This is a genomic window from Thiomicrospira pelophila DSM 1534 (genome assembly GCF_000711195.1).
Taxonomy (GTDB): domain Bacteria; phylum Pseudomonadota; class Gammaproteobacteria; order Thiomicrospirales; family Thiomicrospiraceae; genus Thiomicrospira; species Thiomicrospira pelophila.
The window spans coordinates 662,726-682,811 of sequence record NZ_JOMR01000001.1; the positions used below are offsets into that span (position 1 = coordinate 662,726).

Consider the following 20,086-nt stretch of genomic DNA (forward strand, 5'->3'; position numbering starts at 1 on the left):
TTTAAAAAAACCACCAGGCCTGGTGGTTTTTTGTTGCGGAGTTTTATTTAAGCCGTTTTGACTTTAAACCAGCTGCTATAAAGCGCGGGTAAGAATAACAAGGTCAACACGGTTCCCATCGTGACCCCACCAATTAATACATAAGCTAATGGCCCCCAAAAGGTGGAAGTGGTTAATGGAATAAATGCCAACACCGCCGCCATAGCGGTCAGAATGACCGGTCGGGCGCGTCGGACGGTGGCGTCAATCACAGCGTCGTAATCATTCATGCCTTGGCGTTTGTTATCATCAATTTGGCCGACCAAAATAAGCGTGTTACGCATGAGTATACCGGCCAAACCAATTAAACCTAAGGTCGCTACAAAGCCGAAAGGCTGTGAAAATAACAGCAACGCCATCACTGCGCCAATCAAGCCAAGAGGCGCTGTCAAAATTACCATAAACATGCCGCTGAAAGAACGCATCATAAGCATAACGAGCGTGAACATTAACACCACCATGACTGGCATCATGGCTTGGATGGAACCTTGTGCTTTGCCAGACTCCTCAACCGAGCCGCCGATTTCTATCCGGTATCCCAAGGGTAGCTCGGTGTTGATTGCTTGTAATTCTGGCCAGATTTGCATTGTCACATCTGGTGGCTGCGCCCCGGGTTTAATTTCCGAGTTAACCGACAAATATGGCATACGATTGCGCCGTTTTAATACCGGATCTTCAAACTCGACATTTAATTTCGCCAAATGCTCTAGAGAGACACTGTCACCATTACGAGTTTTGATTTGTAAGCTACCCACGCTGGCTAAGTCGAGTCGTTCGTTATCGGTTGCGCGAGCGATTAGCTGAACACTGCGAGTTTGATCACGCAGTTCTGATACGGTGACACCATTCAACAAAAACTGTAGCTGATTTTGCAGATCAAGTGGCGTCAAACCAAGTTGTGCCAAACGATTAGTATTTAATTCGAGATTGATAATTGGAGCACGCTCGCCCCATTCCAAATGCGGTTGAATGGTTTGCGGATGTTGCTCCATTACCGACCTAACTTGAGATGCAATATCACGCAGGACGACTGGGTCTTCGCCCATGACTCGGAAGGTTACCGGCCAAATCACAGGTGGACCATAAAGCAACGGATGAACCCTAACACGAGCCTCAGCAAACTCGCCTTGGTCGATTAGGTTTTGCATACGTGCCTGTAATGCATCACGTTCGTCACGATCACCGGTGATCGCAATAATTTTGGCAAACGCCGGGTTTGGTAATTCCGGGTTAAGCGCTAGGAAGAAACGTGGGGCACCTTGACCGACATAACTGGAAAGAGAGCGCACCTCGGGTTGTTCGGCAAGCACTTTTTCGACGCGTTGTGTGAGTTTGTCCGTAACTTGAATGGCCGTACCTTCAGGTAAATATATATCGATCATTAATTCGGGGCGGTCTGAACTTGGAAAGAATTGTTTTTCCACCAGTTTACCCATGCCGACCACGGATAATACAAACAATATAAATGTTGTTAACAACACAGTTTTGCGTTGATGAACACACCAGGTAATAGCCGCGCGAAGCTTTTGGTAAATTCGCGAGTCATAGGGGTTGGATTGATCGCTATGATGAGGGTGCTTCGGGAGCAGCTTTACACCCAGGTAAGGCGTGAATAGGACCGCTACCAGCCAGGAGGCGATGAGTGCGATACCTAAAACCCAGAAAATATTACCGGCATATTCACCCACGTTTGAGGCCGCAAAGCCAATTGGCACAAAGCCCACAGCCGTAATTAACGTGCCGACCAGCATCGGCATAGCCGTAACAGTCCAGGCATAAGAGGCGGCTTGGATTTTATCAAGACCCTCTTCAATTTTTACCAGCATCATTTCAATCGCAATAATGGCGTCATCCACTAATAAGCCGAGTGCTAAGATTAGGGCACCAAGTGTGATGCGATCGAGGTTTTTTCCCATCAACATCATAATAAAGAAGGTCATAGCAAGGGTTAAAGGTACGGCTAACGCAACGACTAGGCCGGCTCGCAAACCAAGCGCTAAAAAACTTACTAACATAACCACAGCCAGTGCGACTACAAACTTCATTTGAAATTCGTTGATTGCTTTGCTTATTGCATTGGCTTGATCGGTGATTTTATCCAAATGAAAACCAAGCGGAAGTTCGGCATTTATTTGTTGTTCGGCTTTGGTCAAATTCTCGCCTAAATCTAAACCATTAAAACCTTTTTCCATGATCACGCCAATCAATAAGGTTTGTTGTGACCGGTCACGAATCAGGTATGTGGGTGGGTCTTGGTATCCTAGTTCAACACTGGCGATATCGCCTAAGCGAAAACTTTTTCCATCAACTGATAAAGGCAGATTACGCAGTTTTTCAAGTTCAGATAGGTCGGTATCCAGGCGTAAATAAACACGGGCCGCTTGAGTATCAACTTGGCCGCTAGGTGTGAGCCGATTTTGTGCATCAATGGCATCAAATACTTGCTGTGGGCTTAATCCTAGTCGAGCGAGTTTGTTTGAAGATAGTTCAATAAATACAGTTTGCGGGCGTTCACCCAGCAGGTTAACTTTTTGTACACCATTGACGCGCAAAAGTTGGTCGCGAATTTTTTCGGCCGGATTGATGAGTTCGTGATGCTCAAGTTCGGGTGCCGTTAAGGCGTAGAGAGTGAAATATACGTCTGAAAAATCGTCGTTTACAAATGGCCCCTGTACGCCATTGGGTAGCTTGGATGCTTCGTCCAACATACGTTTTCGCACTTCATAAAATACGTTGTGAACTTCGCTGGCGGGAGTATGATCTTGAAACTGGATGAGCATGTTAACTTGCCCTGGTCGACTGGTTGTTTCAACTCGGTCAAAGTAGGGGGCTTCTTGAATACGTTTTTCCAGGCGATCAGCGACTTGTTCCTGCATTTGTTGTGCTGATGCCCCCGGCCAGTTGGCTGAAACGGTCATGACTTTAATTGTAAAACTGGGGTCTTCAGCGCGCCCCAGGTGACTAAAAGCGTATAAACCGGCGAGCGCAACAAGAATAATAAAATACAGCGTGAGCGAACGTTCTCTAACCGCCCAGGCAGATAAGTTAAAACGATCCATCATAATGCACGCTCCAGCGCTGCTTGGCCATCTTTCAACAAGTGAACCTCGGCTTTTACGATACGAGCCTTACTAGGCAAGTCGGTTTTAATCAAGGCGAAATCAGACGCGAGATGCACAACTTCAACCGAGGCTAAGCTTACTTGCTGATCGTTATACACCCAGATAAACGTGCCATTAGCTTGTTCATAAAGCGCGGATAACGGTACTTTAGCTAAATTTAGATTGTCGCCAAAGCTCAACCGCAAAGTTTGACCCAGTTGTACTTGAGCATTCGTGGGTAAGGCGTAATGCGCTTGCCAGGTACGGGAGCCGCTGTGCGCACTAGGTTTTAGCTCGCGCAGCGTAACGTTGAAAGTTTGGTTTGGTTGATGCAGTAAGGTAGCTTTGGCTTGTTTGGGTACGTCATGAATTCGCGATTCCGGCAACTGCACTACCGCATCTCGACCGTCTTGATAAAGAAATTCAATCAGGGCCTGTCCGGCTGAAACAACTTGACCTTTATTCACCAAAACCGATTGCACCAGGCCTGGTGCTGGCGCACTCAGACGGGCGTAGTTAAGTTGGCGCTGAGCGAGCTCTAGTTCGCGCTGCAGTGCGATTTCACGTTGTTGCAAGGTGGTCACTTGGTTTTGAGCTCGGTCGTATTCTTGTTGAGAGACGAGTTTACGATCCAATAAATCCTGCGAACGCTTGGCTTCGGTTTTAGATAAATTTAGTTCGGCTTGGGTGGCGGCTAAATTGGCTTGAGCGGCGCGTAATTTGAGACTCAAATCGGTTCTATCAAGTTCGAGTAATGGATCACCGGCTTTGACTGCATCGCCAGGGTTAACCAAACGTTTTTCAATCTGTCCGTTTACTTGAAAACCGAGCTGGACTGATTTTTGTGCTTCCACCTGACCACTCAGATGCCATTGTAGAAAAGTGCCCTGTTCAATTTGAGTGGTCAGCACATAGGGCTTGGAGGGGGTGTTTTGTCCATCAGAGTCTGATCCGCAACCTGGTAATAAAACGAAGCTGGTTAACGCAATGAATAAAGTAGGGATAAGGTGAGGTGACTTTGGGTGCATAATAAGACTCTTGATTCAGAATAATGATTCATATTAAGTGAATCATTATATTAGCGTTAATTAATGATGTTGTGCAAATGATGCGCACAGAAAAATTTGATGAGACCGTGAAACCGAGATTATTGCGGTGATTGAACTTTTTGCTCGCGCAGCTGGCGGTACTCAATTTTGACACTGCGCGCTTGCAGTTTCCAAAATTGATAGCCCAAACCCAGGGTGGATTTGAGCAAGGCAAAATAGGCGGGCTGATTATTAGCCTGGTTCATTTAATGTACGGCCTCACGCAGTATTTTTAAAAGGTGCATACTTGGGAATCCATCAGCCGGTATATTGCGGTCGATTTGGAAGTCGCGAATGGCCTGGCGTGTCATGGTTCCGGCCACGCCATCAATACCGCCTGACTTGTAACCCAAACGTCTTAATAGACGCTGCAGTTCACTGATATGTTGTTTGCTCAAAGCTTCATCATCAGAAGGTTTGGTGGCGACTAAAGGTTCGCGTCCAATTAGTCTATCGGCCAAATGGCCGACAGCTAAAGCGTAACTGTTAGAATTATTCCAACGTTTGATCACAAAAAAGTTGTCGTATACTAAAAATACGGGGCCACGGTAGTCAGACGGCATTAATAACGCGGCTTTCATGTCAATGTTAGGGATTGGACGGCCATCGGCCAGTGTAATACCCATTTCGCGCCATTCTGATAAAGGTCGGCGGGTTGAGCCATCGGCTAAAGCATAATCAAATTTGGCCGGTAACTGAACTTCTCGTCCCCAGTTTTCTTCTTTATTCCAACCAAGCTTGTTTAAGAAATTACCGGACGAATGAAATACATCAGGCAAGCTGTTCCATAAATCTTTATGACCCGAGTTGTCGCCGTCCACGCTATATCGCAGATAGTTGTAGGGCATAAACTGGGTTTGCCCCATTGCACCGGCCCAAGAGCCTTTCATTTGTTTGAGTGGCACATGGCCTTCATCCAAAATGCGTAACGCATAAATTAATTGGTCACTGAAAAACTCGCTACGGCGTGGGTTATAGGCCAAAGTCGCCAAGGCTTCAATGATCGGGATATTGCCGGTAAATCCGCCATAGTTGGTTTCCATGCCCCAAAATGCGACTAAAAAACGCCCGGGCACGCCGTATTTTTGAGTCACATTATCCAGCAATGTGCGGTTTTCTTCATATAGCTCAATGCCTTTGTTAATCCGCCAGTCGGTCACGGTGGCTTCGAAATACTGCCAAAAGGTGCGCGTAAACTCAGGTTGACGTTGATCCAATTCCAGCACTTTATGATTTAAATGCACATCGGCAAAAGCCATATCCAAAGTAGGTTGCGAAATGCCTTGTGACTTGGCTTGTTGTTTGAAATCGGTTAACCAGGCCTGGAATTCGGCTTCGGATTGCGCGCTTACCTGTACCGCTACAGCCATTAAGCTTGCTGCGAATAAGAGTTGGGCCGAATGGCGGAATCTGGATAGGCAATTTAGGGTCATAGTTTTAATCAAGCTTTACATTATTTAACAGTCGAGCCGCTATTTTACCGAAACCTTAGCTTAAAGAGGGTAAAATTAGCGCTAAATTTACAGAGACTTTTACAAGTCTCATATAGTGAGAGAATTTATGAAATTTTTTGCGACCGCTCCGAGCGGCTTATCAGAATTATTACGCGAAGAATTGATGGCCTTGGGCGCACAAAACGTTAAGGCCCAACCACGCGGCGTGGCGTTTGAAGGTGGGCTGGTAGATGGTTATCGGGCTTGTTTGTGGTCGCGTTTGGCTAACCGAATCTATTTGGTATTGGTCGAAGCGGAATTGCCGAATCAAGAAGCACTCTACGATACGGTGCGCGCGATTGATTGGTCTCGCCATATGAGTGAGGATCATAGTTTTGCGATTTCGTTTACCGGTAAAGGTATGGGGATTGAACATACCCACTTTGGTGCGTTGAAAATTAAAGATGCGGTGGTGGATTATTTTCGTGATAGTCGAGGTGTTCGACCATCGGTGGATGTGGATTATGCGGATATTCGATTACATGGTCACCTTAATCGCAATCAGTTTACGTTGAGCTTAGATTTAAGCGGGCACAGTTTGCATCAACGAGGTTATCGCGAGGGCCAGCAGGTTAAAGCGCCTTTAAAAGAGAACGTCGCAGCGGCGATTTTAATGCGGTCAGGTTGGAAAGACATTGCAACGCAGGGCGGGGTGCTATACGACCCCATGTGTGGTTCAGGCACTTTTTTAATAGAGGCGGCGATGATGGCCGCTGACAGCGCCCCGGGTTTAGCCAAATCACAGGATATGGGCTTTTTATCTTGGTTAGGGCATCAGCGGGATATTTGGTCAAACTTGGTGGTGGAAGCTGAAAAACGTGAGGCCGAAGGTCTAAAACACTTGCCGCCGATTTACGGGTCAGATTCTCATCCGGGCGCAATCAAGATCGCCCGCCAAGCGATAGCGCAAGCCGGGTTTGACGATGTGATTGAGGTGCAGCTATTAAACATCAACGAAGCCAAACCTTGGGGTGAATGGCAACCAGGCCTGGTGGTTGCTAACCCACCTTATGGTGAACGTTTGGGCGATGAAGATGAAGTCAAAGCCTTATATATACAAATTGGCGAATGTTTAAAAACTCAGTTTGTCGGCTGGCAGGCGGCGGTTTTAACTTGTAATAAGGAGTTGGGTTTATATTTAGGCCTAAAAGCCAAGCGCGATCACAGCTTTTTTAACGGTGCGCTTGAATGTAAGTTATTCCGCTTTGAGATACAAGAAGAGTTTTTCCGTCAACCGGCGTTAAAGGCGGGTGTCGATTTAGCGGCGGAAGTTGAAGTTTCAATGGCCGATTTATCGCAAACCGAAGGTGCGCAGATGTTTGCCAATCGGTTACGCAAAAATTTAAAAAACTTACGTAAATGGGCGGATCGAAACAAGGTAACAGCTTTCCGTGTTTACGATGCCGATATGCCCGAATACGCTCTGGCGATTGATTATTACCATACGCTTGAAGCGGGTGAATGGCTGGTCGTTAACGAATATGCGGCGCCGAAAACAGTGAATGCGGCCAAGGCCAAACGCCGTTTATACGAAGCCATGTCAGTTTTGCCGGACGTAATGGATATTCCGAGTGAACGGATTTTGTTTAAAGTTCGTCAACGTCAACGTGGTGGCAGTCAATATGAAAAACTCCAAGAACGTAAAGACTATTTTACGATTATCGAAAACGGCGCCAAAGTACGGGTGAATTTTGCAGATTACCTAGATACCGGTGTGTTTTTGGATCACCGCGATGTGCGTGCGTTGGTGGGCGAGTTGTCAAAAGGCAAACGTTTATTAAACCTGTTTTGTTACACCGCCACGGCCACTGTGCAAGCTGCCGTGAAGGGTGCAGTCAGTTCGCTAAGTGTGGATATGTCGAAAACCTATTTGTACTGGGCCAAACATAATTTCATGACTAACGGTATGGATTTAGAACGCCATGAATTATTACAAGAAGATGTAGTCGCTTGGTTGCAGAATCTACCTAACTTGACGCCATTTGATGTGATCTTCCTTGATCCGCCGTCCTTCTCGTCTTCTAAACGTATGGAAGGGGTGTTGGATGTGCAGCGAGATCATGTTGATTTAATTGAGCAAACGGGGCGATTGTTGACTCAAAACGGGGTATTGGTGTTTTCCAATAATCGCCAGAAATTTAAACTTGATACAGAAGCCTTAAGCACATGGGAAATTGAAGATATTACACGTAAAACCTTGCCGGAAGACTTTAAACGCAGTCCGAAAATCCACCAGGCCTGGTTGTTACGTAAAAAATAATACACGCTCGAATTCTTGTTTGTTACCTTATATCAATAAATTTTACTATGGTTAGAGGTTTCGGTGGTTTGTTAAGTCCAGTTGCTTGATAAAAACAAAAAATAGGTCTAGCTTAGTTTTATTGGTGTTAAAAAATCATCACATAATCATTTACACAAGGAGTTTGTCATGGCGAAAGACATAAAGAAAAAAGATGTTAAAAAGGTTGTTAAGAAAGTCACTAAAAAGGCGGTCTCTAACAAGGACGTGAAAAAGAAGAATGCGAAGAAAATCATTAAAAAAGTGACCAAAGCCGTGGATAAAAAAGAGTTGTCTAGCAAGAAGAAAGTTAAAAAAGCCGTTAAGAAAGCGGTCAAAAAAGCATCCAAATAATTCTTCGCCTACTTGATCAATTTGATTAAGCGGGCTTTTCAATCCCTAGTTAAAATCCTCCCTCCCAAAAGAATGCCTTACACATTAATTCCTTGCTATTAACCTGGTTTTTATCGCGTAAAACTAAGTCTTTTCATTAAGTTAAGCCTGGATTGATCAGGTATAATAGTCGGCTTTCTTTTCGCTTAGGGTTGAGTTGTCATGTTAGGGGCCAAAAATATTTTTTCTTATCGCAAGCATTGGGCACATAAGTTCGGTGTTGCGCCGTTTTTGCCGATGACACGAGCCGAGATGGATTTATTAGGCTGGGATGCCTGCGATATTATTTTGGTGACAGGCGATGCTTATGTTGATCACCCTAGTTTTGGTATGGCGGTGGTCGGCCGTATGTTGGAATCGCAAGGTTTCCGCGTGGGCATCATTGCCCAGCCTAACTGGAAGTCGGTAGATGATTTCCGCCAATTGGGTGAGCCAACCCTATTTTTCGGTGTTACCGCCGGTAATATGGATTCGATGGTCAACCATTACACCTCGGATCGTAAACTGCGTCATAATGATGCTTACACGCCCAATGATGATTTTGGTAAGCGCCCTGATCGGGCGACGGCCGTTTATTCGCAACGTTGTCGTGAAGCCTATAAAAACAAACCGATAATTTTGGGTGGCATTGAAGCCAGCTTGCGCCGCATTGCACATTACGATTATTGGTCGGATAAAGTTCGACGCTCGGTCATTTTTGATGCCAAAGGTGATTTACTGGTGTATGGCAATGCTGAAAGAGCCATTGTTGAAATTGCTCATCGTTTAGCCAAGGGTGAATCGGTTAAAGAGATGCGCGATATTCGTGGCACGGCTTATATCGTGCCGCGTGTGCCGGAAGGTTTTATTGTGATGGATTCGACCGAAGTTGATACACCAGGCCTGGTGACGCCGCATCTCAATCCTTACGAAATGGTGACTGAAGAAGGCTGTGAAACCAAAAAAACACAGACGGAACAAGCCGCTCAAAGCATTGACCAGAAAAATGGGGTGCAAGTCGTGCGGGTGGCGTTGGAAATTCCACGCCATCACCCGCGTGATAAAACCGTGATTCGTATGCCGTCGTTTGAGCAAGTACGGGATGATCCGGTGTTGTATGCCCATGCCTCACGCGTGTTTCATCTCGAAACCAACCCGGGTAATGCACGTGCCTTAGTTCAGCGTCACGGTGATCGTGATCTATGGATTAATCCACCGCCGATTCCACTCACCACGCCTGAAATGGATGGCGTTTTTGATTTGCCTTATGCGCGTGCGCCGCATCCCCAATATGGTGAGGCTAAAATATCGGCTTGGGAAATGATCCGTTTTTCAGTGAATATCATGCGCGGTTGTTTTGGCGGTTGTACTTTTTGTTCGATCACCGAACACGAAGGCCGCGTGATTCAAAACCGTTCAGAAGAATCTATTTTGCGCGAAGTGGAAGATATTCGAGACAGGGTTAAAGGCTTTACCGGTGTCATTTCTGACTTAGGTGGCCCGACGGCTAATATGTGGCGTTTAGCGTGTAAAGACCCGCGTATTGAAACCAATTGTCGACGTTTGTCTTGTGTGCACCCAGGCATTTGTCGTTATTTAAACACCGATCAAACACCATTAATTGAGTTGTATCGTAAAACCCGCGCATTGCCGGGGATCAAAAAAGTGTTGATTGCGTCCGGTTTGCGTTATGACCTGGCCGTGGAAACCCCCGAATACGTAAAAGAATTAGTTACGCATCATGTAGGCGGATATTTAAAAATTGCCCCGGAACATACCGAAGAAGGCCCACTTAACAAAATGATGAAGCCGGGTATGGGGGCGTATGATCGCTTTAAACAAATGTTTGAAAAGTATTCCGCTGAAGCCGGTAAAAAACAGTATTTGATTCCCTATTTTATTGCGGCTCATCCGGGCACAACGGATGAAGATATGATGAACTTGGCACTTTGGCTGAAGAGCAATAACTATCGCGCGGATCAAGTTCAAGCTTTTCTTCCGAGTCCAATGGCGATTGCATCGGCTATGTATCATACCGATCTTAATCCATTACGGAAAATTCATCGTGATGATAAAGATGAGCAAGTGTTTACGCCTAAATCGATTAAACAGCGCCGTTTACACAAGGCATTTCTGCGTTATCACGACCCGGAAAACTGGCCTTTGTTGCGTGATGCGTTGCGTGAAATGGGGCGCGAGGATTTAATTGGTAATGGCAAAAAACATTTGATTCCATCTTTCCAGCCAGCGGGCACCGGCTTAACGGGTGGAGAAGGCAAACGTAAAGGGCGCAAGTTTGGTCAGCAGCAGTTTTTAACCAAACACAGCGAAAATGGTCGCAAACCTTTACCCGCTAAAACCGCCAAAAAGAAGCCAGCGAAAGCGCGAAAAACACGAACACGCTAAAGTCGAAAGCGGCTAAATTGATTTGCCTCAAGTTTAGCCAAGTATCGGCTGGCGCAAGCAAGCACTAGGCCTGGTGCTTGCGATAGAATGGCCGCAAAAACAAGAGGACGCAATGATGGAACAGGGTATTCAATTTGATACAGCGTTAATCAAACGCTACAACCAAAGCGGGCCTCGGTATACTTCCTATCCAACAGCGGTGCAGTTTGAAGAAGCCTTTGGCATAGCCGATTATGAAAAAGCCGCCCAGCGAAGTAATGAGTCTGGACGCGGTTTATCTTTATATTTTCATATTCCCTTTTGTGACACGATTTGCTTTTATTGCGCGTGTAACAAAGTCTGGACACGTGACCGCTCTAAAACCACGCCTTATTTAGAACGTTTATTTAAAGAAATTGAAATGCAGGCCAAGCTGTTTGACCCAAACCGCAAGGTTGAGCAGTTGCACTGGGGCGGTGGTACCCCCACTTTTATTGATCACAATGAAATGCGTCAGTTGATGGCGAAAACCCGTGAATGCTTTAATTTGTATGACGACGACAGCGGTGAGTATTCGATTGAAATTGACCCGCGTGAAGCGACCGCCGAAACCGTCAAATTGCTGCGCGAACTGGGCTTTAATCGCATGAGTTTAGGCGTGCAGGATTTTGATCCCAAGGTGCAAAAAGCGGTCAATCGTATTCAGTCCGAAGAAGAAACCTTTACGGTTTTGAATGCGGCTCGTGCGGAAGGTTTTTTATCGGTTAATGTGGATTTGATTTATGGTTTACCGTTTCAAACTCAAACCAGTTTTTTAGAAACTCTAGATAAGTTATTAGAAGTAGAACCAGATCGTTTCTCGATTTTTAACTATGCGCATATGCCTACTATGTTTCCGACCCAAAAACGCATGAAAGAAGAAGACATGCCATCGCCCGATCAAAAATTGGCGATTTTGCAGGCGACTACTGAGCGTTTGCTAGAGGCGGGTTATGTGTATATTGGCATGGATCACTTTGCAAAACCTGATGATGAATTGGCGATCGCCCAGCGTAATGAAACGCTATACAGAAATTTTCAAGGTTACTCGACCCACGCGGATTGCGATTTAGTCGGTATGGGGGCGACCTCGATCAGCTTGATTGATAACACCTATGCGCAAAATATGCGAAGCTTGGATGACTATTATGCGCGCATTGATGCCGGACAACTGGCCGTTTTCCGTGGCGTACATTTAAGCGAGGATGATGAGTTACGTCGAGATGTGATTACGCGTTTAATCAGTCATTTTCACTTAAACTTTGCCAAGGTAAATCAGCAGTGGGGTATTCGGTTTGATGAATACTTTGCGGACGAATTGAATTCTCTAAAAGTGTTTGCCGAAGATGGGTTATTAACCATAGATGCGCAGGATATTTACATTACCGCCAAAGGGCGCTTATTGATTCGAAATATCTGTATGGCATTTGATGCTTACATAAAACCTGGCACGCAGAACCGTTTTTCTAAAGTGATTTAGTCGGATTATCAGCGCGAGCACCAGGCCTGGTGCTCGGAATATAATAAATACTTGTTTGTGTTTTTACCTAAAAGCTAAAACGATAACCGACCGCTATGGCGCTTGTGTCGGCATTACGTATCACGCTGGTGGTTAGGCTGGAATATCGGTCTATCCAAAATGCGGCGTAGACTCCCAAAGTAGAGGTTTCTTCGGCCTCTAAAAACCCAACTGTATTTAAATTCATTCCCCATTCAAACCAGTTTTTTGCCCCAGCCCGAAAACCAAAATCATAGCCTAAGTTGGTTTCCTCGGCTCGGTTACAGTCAATTTGGTTGCAGGCTTGAGCCCGACTTAAGTATTGACCAAGGTGTGCATATACATCCCAGTTTCGCCTGATCCCAATCGCATAACCGAGCTTGGCTGCGTAGGTTTGGCTGTTCAGTTTAGTGAATTCAGTCGAACTTTGACCTTGAGTGGTATTGAGCGTGACAATTAAGCCTGGTCGGGTTTGGTAGCTTACGCTCAATCCCCAAATTTGCAGGGCGGAGTATTCGTCTGATAAAGCATCGTGTTGAATAACAAAAGGCTCATCAAAACTAGCAAAGCCGAATTGGGCTTGAAGCTGAGAATAGTTGAAGTTGGGTTGAGCCTGCAAGGGAGGAATGATCATGATCCCCAAAATCAACACAAAACCAGAAATAAAGCTCAATCGAAAATTAGTCACCACAATGCTGACACCCCGGGTCTTTATTTAAGTTAAACCGACGAATGCTCATCGTTAAACCATCAATCAACATGAGTTGCCCCATTAAAGTGGGCAAACCGACTAAGGCTTTAATCGCCTCTAGGGCTTGCATCGAACCGATCATGCCCACCAAGGGGGCGACCACGCCGTTTTGACTACAAGTTTGGTCGGTATTGCTGCCGCGCTTGTATAGGCATTCATAACAGGGCGATTGGCTGTTACGGAAATCATAGGTCGTGAGTTGGCCTTCCCAGCGAATGGCCGCACCTGACACCAGGGGTTTTTGGGCTTTATAGCAAGCCTGGTTAAGCGCAAAACGGGTATCAAAGTTATCGGAGCAATCTAATACAATATCGGCTTGATCAATCTGTTGAGCTAACTCGTCTGGATCCAGCTGATGTGTGATGACGTTTAACTGGGTCGTGTGATTAAGTTGACGCAAGCTTTGCGCGGCCGATTCGGCTTTATTCAGACCAACACGGCTTTCATTATGAATCACTTGGCGCTGAAGGTTGGATTCGTCTACTTGATCAAAGTCCACCAGTGTTAATTGTCCAACGCCGGCGGAAGCCAAATACATCGCCACCGGTGATCCCAGGCCGCCCAAGCCAATAATCAAAGCATGTGATTGCGCTAATTTAAGCTGTCCTTTGTAATCAATTTCGGGCAGCAGGATTTGTCGAGAATAACGCATAAGTTCGTTATCGTTGAGTTCTGTGATCATGGTTTTTGTCCAATGGTTACTCTGGGCTGACCAGCTAGGTCGGTTATTAATTCAACCGCTTGATAGCCGGATTGTTTAAATAAATCTGCGACGGCTTGAGCTTGATTATAACCGTGTTCGACAATAAGCCAACCTTGTGGGTTCAAATGCGTTTTGGCTTGTGAAATGATTAGGCGTAAGTCATCCAAGCCATCAACGCCAGAGGCCAAGGCTTGACTTGGTTCAAAGCGTAAATCACCCTGGTTTAAATGCAGGTCATCCGATTCTATATAGGGTGGGTTTGAAACAATAATATCGAAATCCTGATCAACAATAGGTTCAAACCAACTGCCATGATGAAACTTAATCGACAAGTTTAGTTGTTTGGCATTGCTTTTTGCGATGGTGAGCGCATCAGCTGAGTAGTCCACCGCGTGGATTACAGCCTGGTTTAATTCGCTGGCCAAGGCTAATGCAATCGCACCCGAGCCAGTACCCAAATCCAGTAGTTTGGGTTGCGTATAAGCCGTCGCTTTCTGCAACGCGATTTCCACTAAGGTTTCAGTGTCGGCGCGAGGAATCAATGTGTTGGGATTGACTTGCAGGTTTAACCCCCAAAATTCGCGTTGGCCAGTTAAATAGGCGATGGGTTGACCTTGTTGACGTTGAGCAATCAGGTCGAAAAAGTCATTGGCCTGTTGGTCTGTGAGTTCGCGCTCTGGCCAGGTATAAAGCTGAGCACGTGAAATCTTGAGCAGGTGACAAAGTAATATTTCAGCTTCAAGCTTGGCCGACTCATGCTCAAGCTGGATTTGAGCTTGTTGAATCGCGTGCTGATACGACCAGGCCTGGTGCATGCTTTATTCCGCGCCGCTTAATGCCGCTAACTGTTCTGCTTGATGTTCTTGGGTTAACGGATCGATGACGTTGGCTAGGCCGCCATTCATGACTTCGTCTAACTTATAGAGGGTTAAGTTGATGCGATGATCCGTAACACGCCCCTGAGGGTAGTTGTAGGTGCGAATGCGCTCAGAACGATCGCCGGAACCGACTAAGTTTTTGCGTTCTTGAGCAATTTTTTGATCGTGAACTTGGCGTTTTGCATCCATGATTCGAGCTGCTAACAGCGACATCGCACGCGCGCGGTTCTTGTGCTGAGAACGTTCATCCTGACACTCAACAATAGTACCGGTTGGAATATGCGTAATACGGATCGCTGAATCGGTTTTGTTGACATGCTGGCCACCCGCACCTGAGGCACGGAAGGTATCCACTTTAAGGTCAGCCGGGTTCAATTCAATCTGTTCGACATCCGGTACTTCCGGCATAACAGCTACAGTAGCGGCCGAGGTATGCACGCGACCTTGGGTTTCGGTTGCCGGTACACGTTGAACGCGGTGGGCTCCGGATTCAAACTTAAGCTTAGAGTAGGCGCCATCGCCAATAATACGCACAATAATTTCTTTGAAACCGCCGTGTTCGCCTTCATTTTGGTTGATGATTTCGATTTGCCAACGCATCGTTTCGGCGTATCGACTGTACATTTTGAATAGATCACCAGCAAAAATTGCAGCCTCATCCCCACCTGTACCAGCGCGAATTTCAAGGAATATGTTGGCATCGTCGTTGGGGTCACGCGGTAACAACATTTTATTTAGATCCAGTTCGAGCTCGTCGATGGATCTTTCTAAGCTTGGATATTCTTCTTGCGCCATTTCTTTAAGCTCGCGATCCCCCGAAGCAATCATATCTTTGGCTTCTTGCAAATCGGCTTCAGCTGCAACAAATTTTTGGTAGGTTTCGACTACTGGAGTGAGTTGCGAATGCTCTTTGGACAAGTTGCGGAATTGGTTTTGGTCGTTGACAATGCTGGGCTCCGATAGCATAGCCCCGACTTCTTCCAGTCGTTCGACTAGGGTTTCTAATTTATTGCGTATTGACGATTTCACTCAGGTTTCTCGATTGCTTTTGTTGGGTGATGATTGGATTCTAACAACAGGGTTTCTGCCATATTGATTAAATCTTGATTACCTGCCAGTCCGGCTTCGTGTAGCTGATGGCTAGGTGTGTGAATGAGTTTGTTGGTGAGTTGGTGTGCCAAGCGATGAATTACGCTTTGTGGATCTTGACCCAATTCAAGCTGATGCAATGCTTGTTGCAAGACCTGTTGTTTAATTTTGTCAGCTTGATGACGGTAAGTTCGAATCAGTGGGTTAACGCACTGAATCGCCTGATATTGGCATATAAAACGTTCGGCTTGCATCTGGATGATTTCTTCAGCTTCATTAGCGGCATCTTGGCGTGAACGTTTATTTTCAGAAATGATTTCCTGCAAGTCATCAACGCTATATAGGTAAACATCTTCAAACTCATTTACATTGGCATCAATATCTCGTGGAACGGCGATGTCTACCATAAACATCGGACGGTTTCGGCGCTTTTTAAGTGCTTGCTTTACATCAGCTTTGCTTACTAATTGTACTGGGCTACCGGTTGAGGCAATGACCATATCGGCCTCATGCAAGTGCCCGGTGAGTTGGTCGAGTTCGATTGCAAACCCACCCAGGGTTTCCGCTAAACTATGAGCGCGACTGAAAGTGCGGTTGGCGATAATAATGCGACCAATGTGGCTTTCATGTAAATGACGAGCGACGAGTTCTATGGTTTCACCCGCACCAATGAGTAAAGCGGTTTGATTGGATAAATCACCAAAAAACTGTTTGGCTAACGAAACGGCCGAAAATGCTACTGAAACCGGGCTTGAACCAATTGCGGTGTCGGTTCTTACTTGTTTAGCGGTCCGAAATACTTGTTGAAATAAGTGTTCTAATGTGTGATGCACGCTTTCAGTTTTGTGCGCTAAATTATAGGCATCTTTGATTTGCCCCAAAATTTGTGGTTCGCCCAATACTAAAGAGTTTAAGCCACAAGCGACTCGCATAATGTGTTGAACTGCGTTTAGGTCTTGATGAAGATATACATAAGGAGTCAAACTGTCGGGCGTTAACTCAAAAAATGCATGTAACCAGTCAATCACACCCTGAGCTTGCGCATCTTTCACTGTAAAGTAGATTTCAGTGCGGTTGCAGGTCGATAAAATAATGCTTTCAGCGACAAGTTGATCGTCTTTGAGCTGCTGTAGGGCGCTAAAAACTCGCTCGGCCGTAAAAGACACGGTTTCTCGAATGTCTACGGGAGCGGTTTCGTGGTTCACACCTAAGGCGAATAAATTCATGCGATCACTGCAAGTGTCTGGTTAAAAAAGAGACAGCGATTTTATCCGATTTTGACCACTTTAACAAAACATTCACAACACGAGCTTTTAGCTAAGTTTTAAATAGGCTTGTAAAGCGGTAATTTAGATTAAGTATAAGTGGAGTGGGGTTTGTTTTAACTGATTAATTTAGTTGAAATTGTTCTGATTTTGGTTAGGGTTGGTGTTAGCATTAATATCACCCTTTATGAGGTTTGAACTTGATGAATGGGGTCAAATTGTGTTAGGGTTTAAAAGATCTCAAATTTGACGGAAGTTGCCTTGGCGGTTTCGATTCAATTAACTTAAAAAGCAAAGGAGACGTTTTTTAGCGTACCACTTCAGCAGGAAGTGACGATGAAAACGCAATCAAACATGAATTTCACTTTAAGACCCCCTTGTCTACAAGACGGTGCGGCTATCACTCGATTGGTAAAACAATCGCAAACACTGGATGTGAACTCCAGTTACCTCTATTTCTTACTTGCCGAGCATTTTTCAGATACGTGTGCGGTAGCGCAGCTTGATGATGCAGATAACGAACTGGTCGGATTTGTAACGGCTTATCGTTTGCCAAAAGATCCAAGTGTATTGTTTGTCTGGCAAGTAGCCGTGGATCCAAAGATGCGCGGTCAGGGTTTAGCGATGGCGCTGTTAAAAAACTTAACACAACGAGATTGGTTTGGCGAGATTCGCCAAGTTCAGTGCACCATTTCACCATCCAATACAGCTTCAAATGCTTTATTTAATAAATTGGCGGGTGAGCTGAGTTCGCACACTAAGATTGAACCTTTCTTGACAGAAACCCATTTGGGCGGTGGCCATGAAGATGAGCCTTTAGTTGTCATTGATTTGACCAAGTCTTAATTAAACAAAATATAAAACTAAAACATAAACACTTAAAACGTAAGGATACAAAAATGGACATTGCATTATTTGAACAATATGAGTCTAACGTTCGTGGTTATATTCGTTCTTTCCCAAAAATCTTTGACACGGCAACCAGTGCCACCATCGTTGATGTAGACGGCGTACGCTATATCGACTTTTTTGGCGGTGCCGGCTCGTTAAACTACGGTCATAACCATCCGTTAGTTAACCAAGCTTTGATTAACTATATTCAGCGCAACGGAATCAGTAACGCTTTAGATAAGGCGACCGTTGCTAAACACGACTTTATTGAATCTTTCCAAAATACGATTTTAAAGCCGCGTGGTATGGATTATAAAATTCAGTTCGTTGGCCCAACTGGAACCAACGGTGTAGAAACCGCTCTTAAGCTCGCACGTAAAAAGAAACAGCGTAGCAATGTAATTGCCTTTACCAATGCTTATCACGGCCATACGCTGGGCGCTTTGGCGGTCACAGGTAACGAGTTTTATCATGATGATTATTATGGCGTGCCGTTAAACGTAACTAAAATGCCATTTGACAATTATTTCGATAATGACAAAGGTATGGACAGCATGGATATGCTGCGTCACTACATGGAAGACAACAGTTCAGGTTATGATTTGCCAGCAGCTATTATTGTTGAGTCCATTCAGGGTGAAGGTGGCATTAACGTCGCCAGTGTTAAGTGGTTACAGAAGCTAGATAAGTTGTGTAAGGATCTAGATATTTTATTGATTATGGACGATATCCAGGTTGGTAACGGTCGTACCGGTGACTTCTTCTCATTTGAGCGTGCGGGTATTAAGCCCGACATTATCACTTTATCTAAATCGATTGGTACCGGCTTACCTATGTCGATCGTATTAATGAAGCCAGAAGTGGATGTATGGGAACCGGGTGAACATACCGGTACTTTCCGTGGTAACAGTCATGCGTTTGTGGCTGGTACAGCGGTTATGGAACTTTGGAAGAACGATGATTTCAGTCACTCGATTCGTGCTAAAGGTAAGCAGGTTGAAGAAACCTTTAAGAGTCTGCAAAAAGAATTCCCAAAATACATTACCGACGTTCGTGGTTTAGGCATGATTTGGGGCTTAGAGTCTTTAGTTGAAGGTTTTTGTAATGAAGTATCTTATCAAGCTTTCCAACGTGGATTAATTATGGAAACCGCTGGGGCAGATGACCAGGTATTGAAATTCTTAGCCCCATTGGTTATTAGCGAAACCGAACTAGAAGAAGGCTTTGCTATTCTTCGTGAAGCCGTAGCGGCCGCAGTAGAAAAATTAGAAAAGGAGAAGGCATGATTATTCGCAAGTTAAAAGAGATTATTGGAACCGATCGCGATGTTAAACCGGATAACGGTCATTGGGTCAGTCGTCGTCTATTACTTGCAAAAGATGGTATGGGTTTTTCGATGCATGAAACCATTATCTACGCAGGCCATGAAAACTACTTTCATTATGCAAATCACTTAGAAGCGGTGTATTGCGTGGCAGGTGAGGGTGAAATTGAAGATTTAGAGACAGGTGTGACGACACCGATTGAAGATGGAACGCTCTATGCTCTAAATAATCATGATCGCCATCACTTGCGTGCGACTAAGGATATGCGTTTGATTTGTGTGTTTAATCCACCGGTTACCGGCCGTGAAGTACACGATGAAAACGGTGTTTACCCTCTGATCACTGAATAATCTGTTCACCATTAGGCCTGGTTGTTTTTGCCAGGCCGTTCCCCTTATCTGCATTCCTACTCATTCACTTAATCGAACCGAGGTTTTATGAAACTATTGGGGTCGTTTCGTCAATTTAAGCATTGGATAACCCTAGGGCTTTCTGTTCTACTTGCCGTCATTATTTACTTATGGTGGTTGTTCGTTAGTCCGCTTGGATACAGCGCACAGAGAGTTGATGATTTATCAGAACAAGCCAGTTATCGAGTATTTGCTTACGGAACCTTAACCAATCCGGTCATTCGTTGGTTGATTATTCATCAACGGGTTGATACTCAGCCAGCCCAGTTGCGTGATTATCACCAGGTAGGGCTAGATGTTCATGTGCGTAAAGGTGCTGTTACAGAAGGGGTAGTGTTTGAAGTAGATGCAAATGCGTTGCGTAAATTGGATCGTTATGAGCGTGTAGGTGAACGCTACAAGCGTGTAAAAATGAGTTTAACTGATGGCTCTCAAGCTTGGGTTTACCAGCGCTTGGAACCGTAAGTTTAAATAGGAATTA

The 20,086-nt window shown here is 45.2% G+C and carries 17 protein-coding genes; 8 read left to right on the forward strand and 9 right to left on the reverse strand.

Going from position 1 to position 20,086, the window contains the following annotated elements:
* Nucleotides 1-47 precede the first annotated feature (47 nt).
* From N746_RS0103135 to N746_RS0103150, 4 genes are all read right to left on the reverse strand, one after another.
* Complete coding sequence (locus N746_RS0103135) at nt 48-3,101, reverse strand: efflux RND transporter permease subunit (RefSeq protein WP_029933908.1); 3,054 nt, start codon at nt 3,099-3,101, stop codon at nt 48-50.
* Nucleotides 3,098-4,168, reverse strand: coding sequence for an efflux RND transporter periplasmic adaptor subunit (locus N746_RS0103140; RefSeq protein ID WP_029933909.1), 1,071 nt, complete (start codon nt 4,166-4,168; stop codon nt 3,098-3,100). The genes N746_RS0103135 and N746_RS0103140 overlap by 4 nt, the downstream gene beginning before the upstream one ends.
* A 119-nt stretch (nt 4,169-4,287) precedes the next feature.
* The gene (locus N746_RS10825; RefSeq protein ID WP_156018262.1) at nt 4,288-4,434 is read right to left on the reverse strand and encodes a hypothetical protein; all 147 of its coding nucleotides are present in this window, start codon (nt 4,432-4,434) and stop codon (nt 4,288-4,290) included.
* Complete coding sequence (locus tag N746_RS0103150; protein ID WP_245603325.1) at nt 4,435-5,598, reverse strand: lytic murein transglycosylase; 1,164 nt, start codon at nt 5,596-5,598, stop codon at nt 4,435-4,437.
* A 190-nt stretch (nt 5,599-5,788) separates the two neighbouring features.
* Here N746_RS0103150 and rlmKL point away from each other — a divergent pair, with 190 nt between their 5' ends.
* The 4 genes from rlmKL to hemN all read left to right on the forward strand — a co-directional run bounded on the left by rlmKL (nt 5,789) and on the right by hemN (nt 12,275).
* Nucleotides 5,789-7,981, forward strand: coding sequence for a bifunctional 23S rRNA (guanine(2069)-N(7))-methyltransferase RlmK/23S rRNA (guanine(2445)-N(2))-methyltransferase RlmL (gene rlmKL / locus N746_RS0103155; RefSeq protein ID WP_029933911.1), 2,193 nt, complete (start codon nt 5,789-5,791; stop codon nt 7,979-7,981).
* A gap of 168 nt (nt 7,982-8,149) precedes the next feature.
* Complete coding sequence (locus N746_RS0103160; RefSeq protein WP_029933912.1) at nt 8,150-8,353, forward strand: hypothetical protein; 204 nt, start codon at nt 8,150-8,152, stop codon at nt 8,351-8,353.
* A gap of 201 nt (nt 8,354-8,554) precedes the next feature.
* Nucleotides 8,555-10,777, forward strand: a complete 2,223-nt coding sequence (locus tag N746_RS0103165) for a YgiQ family radical SAM protein (protein WP_038125866.1) — start codon at nt 8,555-8,557, stop codon at nt 10,775-10,777.
* Between the two features lie 115 nt (nt 10,778-10,892).
* On the forward strand, nt 10,893-12,275 hold the full coding sequence (hemN, locus tag N746_RS0103170) for an oxygen-independent coproporphyrinogen III oxidase (protein WP_029933914.1): 1,383 nt from the start codon (nt 10,893-10,895) through the stop codon (nt 12,273-12,275).
* 67 nt (nt 12,276-12,342) lie between these two features.
* Here the strand turns inward: hemN and N746_RS0103175 are convergent, their stop codons facing one another.
* Genes N746_RS0103175 through hemA form a run of 5 tightly spaced genes read right to left on the reverse strand, consistent with a single transcriptional unit; the run spans nt 12,343 to nt 16,940 of the window.
* On the reverse strand, nt 12,343-12,984 hold the full coding sequence (locus N746_RS0103175) for an outer membrane beta-barrel protein (RefSeq protein WP_029933915.1): 642 nt from the start codon (nt 12,982-12,984) through the stop codon (nt 12,343-12,345).
* Nucleotides 12,974-13,726: a HesA/MoeB/ThiF family protein gene (locus N746_RS0103180; protein ID WP_029933916.1), complete on the reverse strand. Its 753-nt coding sequence runs from the start codon at nt 13,724-13,726 to the stop codon at nt 12,974-12,976. Before N746_RS0103180 ends, N746_RS0103175 begins: the two co-directional genes overlap by 11 nt.
* Nucleotides 13,723-14,562, reverse strand: coding sequence for a peptide chain release factor N(5)-glutamine methyltransferase (gene prmC, locus N746_RS0103185; RefSeq protein ID WP_029933917.1), 840 nt, complete (start codon nt 14,560-14,562; stop codon nt 13,723-13,725). The genes N746_RS0103180 and prmC overlap by 4 nt, the downstream gene beginning before the upstream one ends.
* Nucleotides 14,563-14,565: 3 nt before the next feature.
* Nucleotides 14,566-15,654 carry a peptide chain release factor 1 gene (gene prfA, locus N746_RS0103190; protein ID WP_029933918.1) on the reverse strand — a complete coding sequence of 363 codons (1,089 nt, stop codon included), beginning with the start codon at nt 15,652-15,654 and terminating at the stop codon, nt 14,566-14,568.
* On the reverse strand, nt 15,651-16,940 hold the full coding sequence (hemA, locus tag N746_RS0103195) for a glutamyl-tRNA reductase (protein WP_029933919.1): 1,290 nt from the start codon (nt 16,938-16,940) through the stop codon (nt 15,651-15,653). The genes prfA and hemA overlap by 4 nt, the downstream gene beginning before the upstream one ends.
* Nucleotides 16,941-17,315: 375 nt before the next feature.
* Here hemA and ectA point away from each other — a divergent pair, with 375 nt between their 5' ends.
* The 4 genes from ectA to N746_RS0103215 all read left to right on the forward strand — a co-directional run bounded on the left by ectA (nt 17,316) and on the right by N746_RS0103215 (nt 20,070).
* A complete protein-coding gene (ectA, locus tag N746_RS0103200; protein ID WP_029933920.1) occupies nt 17,316-17,825 on the forward strand; it encodes a diaminobutyrate acetyltransferase in 510 nt (169 codons plus the stop codon).
* A 53-nt stretch (nt 17,826-17,878) separates the two neighbouring features.
* Nucleotides 17,879-19,156 (forward strand): diaminobutyrate--2-oxoglutarate transaminase, encoded by a 1,278-nt coding sequence (gene ectB, locus N746_RS0103205; RefSeq protein WP_029933921.1) that lies wholly within the window; start codon nt 17,879-17,881, stop codon nt 19,154-19,156.
* The gene (locus N746_RS0103210) at nt 19,153-19,545 is read left to right on the forward strand and encodes an ectoine synthase (protein ID WP_029933922.1); all 393 of its coding nucleotides are present in this window, start codon (nt 19,153-19,155) and stop codon (nt 19,543-19,545) included. Before ectB ends, N746_RS0103210 begins: the two co-directional genes overlap by 4 nt.
* Nucleotides 19,546-19,632: 87 nt before the next feature.
* Nucleotides 19,633-20,070, forward strand: coding sequence for a gamma-glutamylcyclotransferase family protein (locus N746_RS0103215; RefSeq protein WP_051678488.1), 438 nt, complete (start codon nt 19,633-19,635; stop codon nt 20,068-20,070).
* Nucleotides 20,071-20,086 lie beyond the last annotated feature (16 nt).

Excerpts from the sequence above, each read along its gene's own strand:
- N746_RS0103135 (WP_029933908.1), bottom strand. The coding sequence starts at position 3,101 with ATGATGGATCGTTTTAACTTATCTGCCTGGGCGGTTAGAGAACGTTCG.
- N746_RS0103140 (WP_029933909.1), bottom strand. The coding sequence starts at position 4,168 with ATGCACCCAAAGTCACCTCACCTTATCCCTACTTTATTCATTGCGTTA.
- N746_RS10825 (WP_156018262.1), bottom strand. The coding sequence starts at position 4,434 with ATGAACCAGGCTAATAATCAGCCCGCCTATTTTGCCTTGCTCAAATCC.
- N746_RS0103150 (WP_245603325.1), bottom strand. The coding sequence starts at position 5,598 with ATGGCTGTAGCGGTACAGGTAAGCGCGCAATCCGAAGCCGAATTCCAG.
- rlmKL (WP_029933911.1), top strand. The coding sequence starts at position 5,789 with ATGAAATTTTTTGCGACCGCTCCGAGCGGCTTATCAGAATTATTACGC.
- N746_RS0103160 (WP_029933912.1), top strand. The coding sequence starts at position 8,150 with ATGGCGAAAGACATAAAGAAAAAAGATGTTAAAAAGGTTGTTAAGAAA.
- N746_RS0103165 (WP_038125866.1), top strand. The coding sequence starts at position 8,555 with ATGTTAGGGGCCAAAAATATTTTTTCTTATCGCAAGCATTGGGCACAT.
- hemN (WP_029933914.1), top strand. The coding sequence starts at position 10,893 with ATGGAACAGGGTATTCAATTTGATACAGCGTTAATCAAACGCTACAAC.
- N746_RS0103180 (WP_029933916.1), bottom strand. The coding sequence starts at position 13,726 with ATGATCACAGAACTCAACGATAACGAACTTATGCGTTATTCTCGACAA.
- prmC (WP_029933917.1), bottom strand. The coding sequence starts at position 14,562 with ATGCACCAGGCCTGGTCGTATCAGCACGCGATTCAACAAGCTCAAATC.
- hemA (WP_029933919.1), bottom strand. The coding sequence starts at position 16,940 with ATGAATTTATTCGCCTTAGGTGTGAACCACGAAACCGCTCCCGTAGAC.
- ectA (WP_029933920.1), top strand. The coding sequence starts at position 17,316 with ATGAAAACGCAATCAAACATGAATTTCACTTTAAGACCCCCTTGTCTA.
- ectB (WP_029933921.1), top strand. The coding sequence starts at position 17,879 with ATGGACATTGCATTATTTGAACAATATGAGTCTAACGTTCGTGGTTAT.
- N746_RS0103210 (WP_029933922.1), top strand. The coding sequence starts at position 19,153 with ATGATTATTCGCAAGTTAAAAGAGATTATTGGAACCGATCGCGATGTT.
- N746_RS0103215 (WP_051678488.1), top strand. The coding sequence starts at position 19,633 with ATGAAACTATTGGGGTCGTTTCGTCAATTTAAGCATTGGATAACCCTA.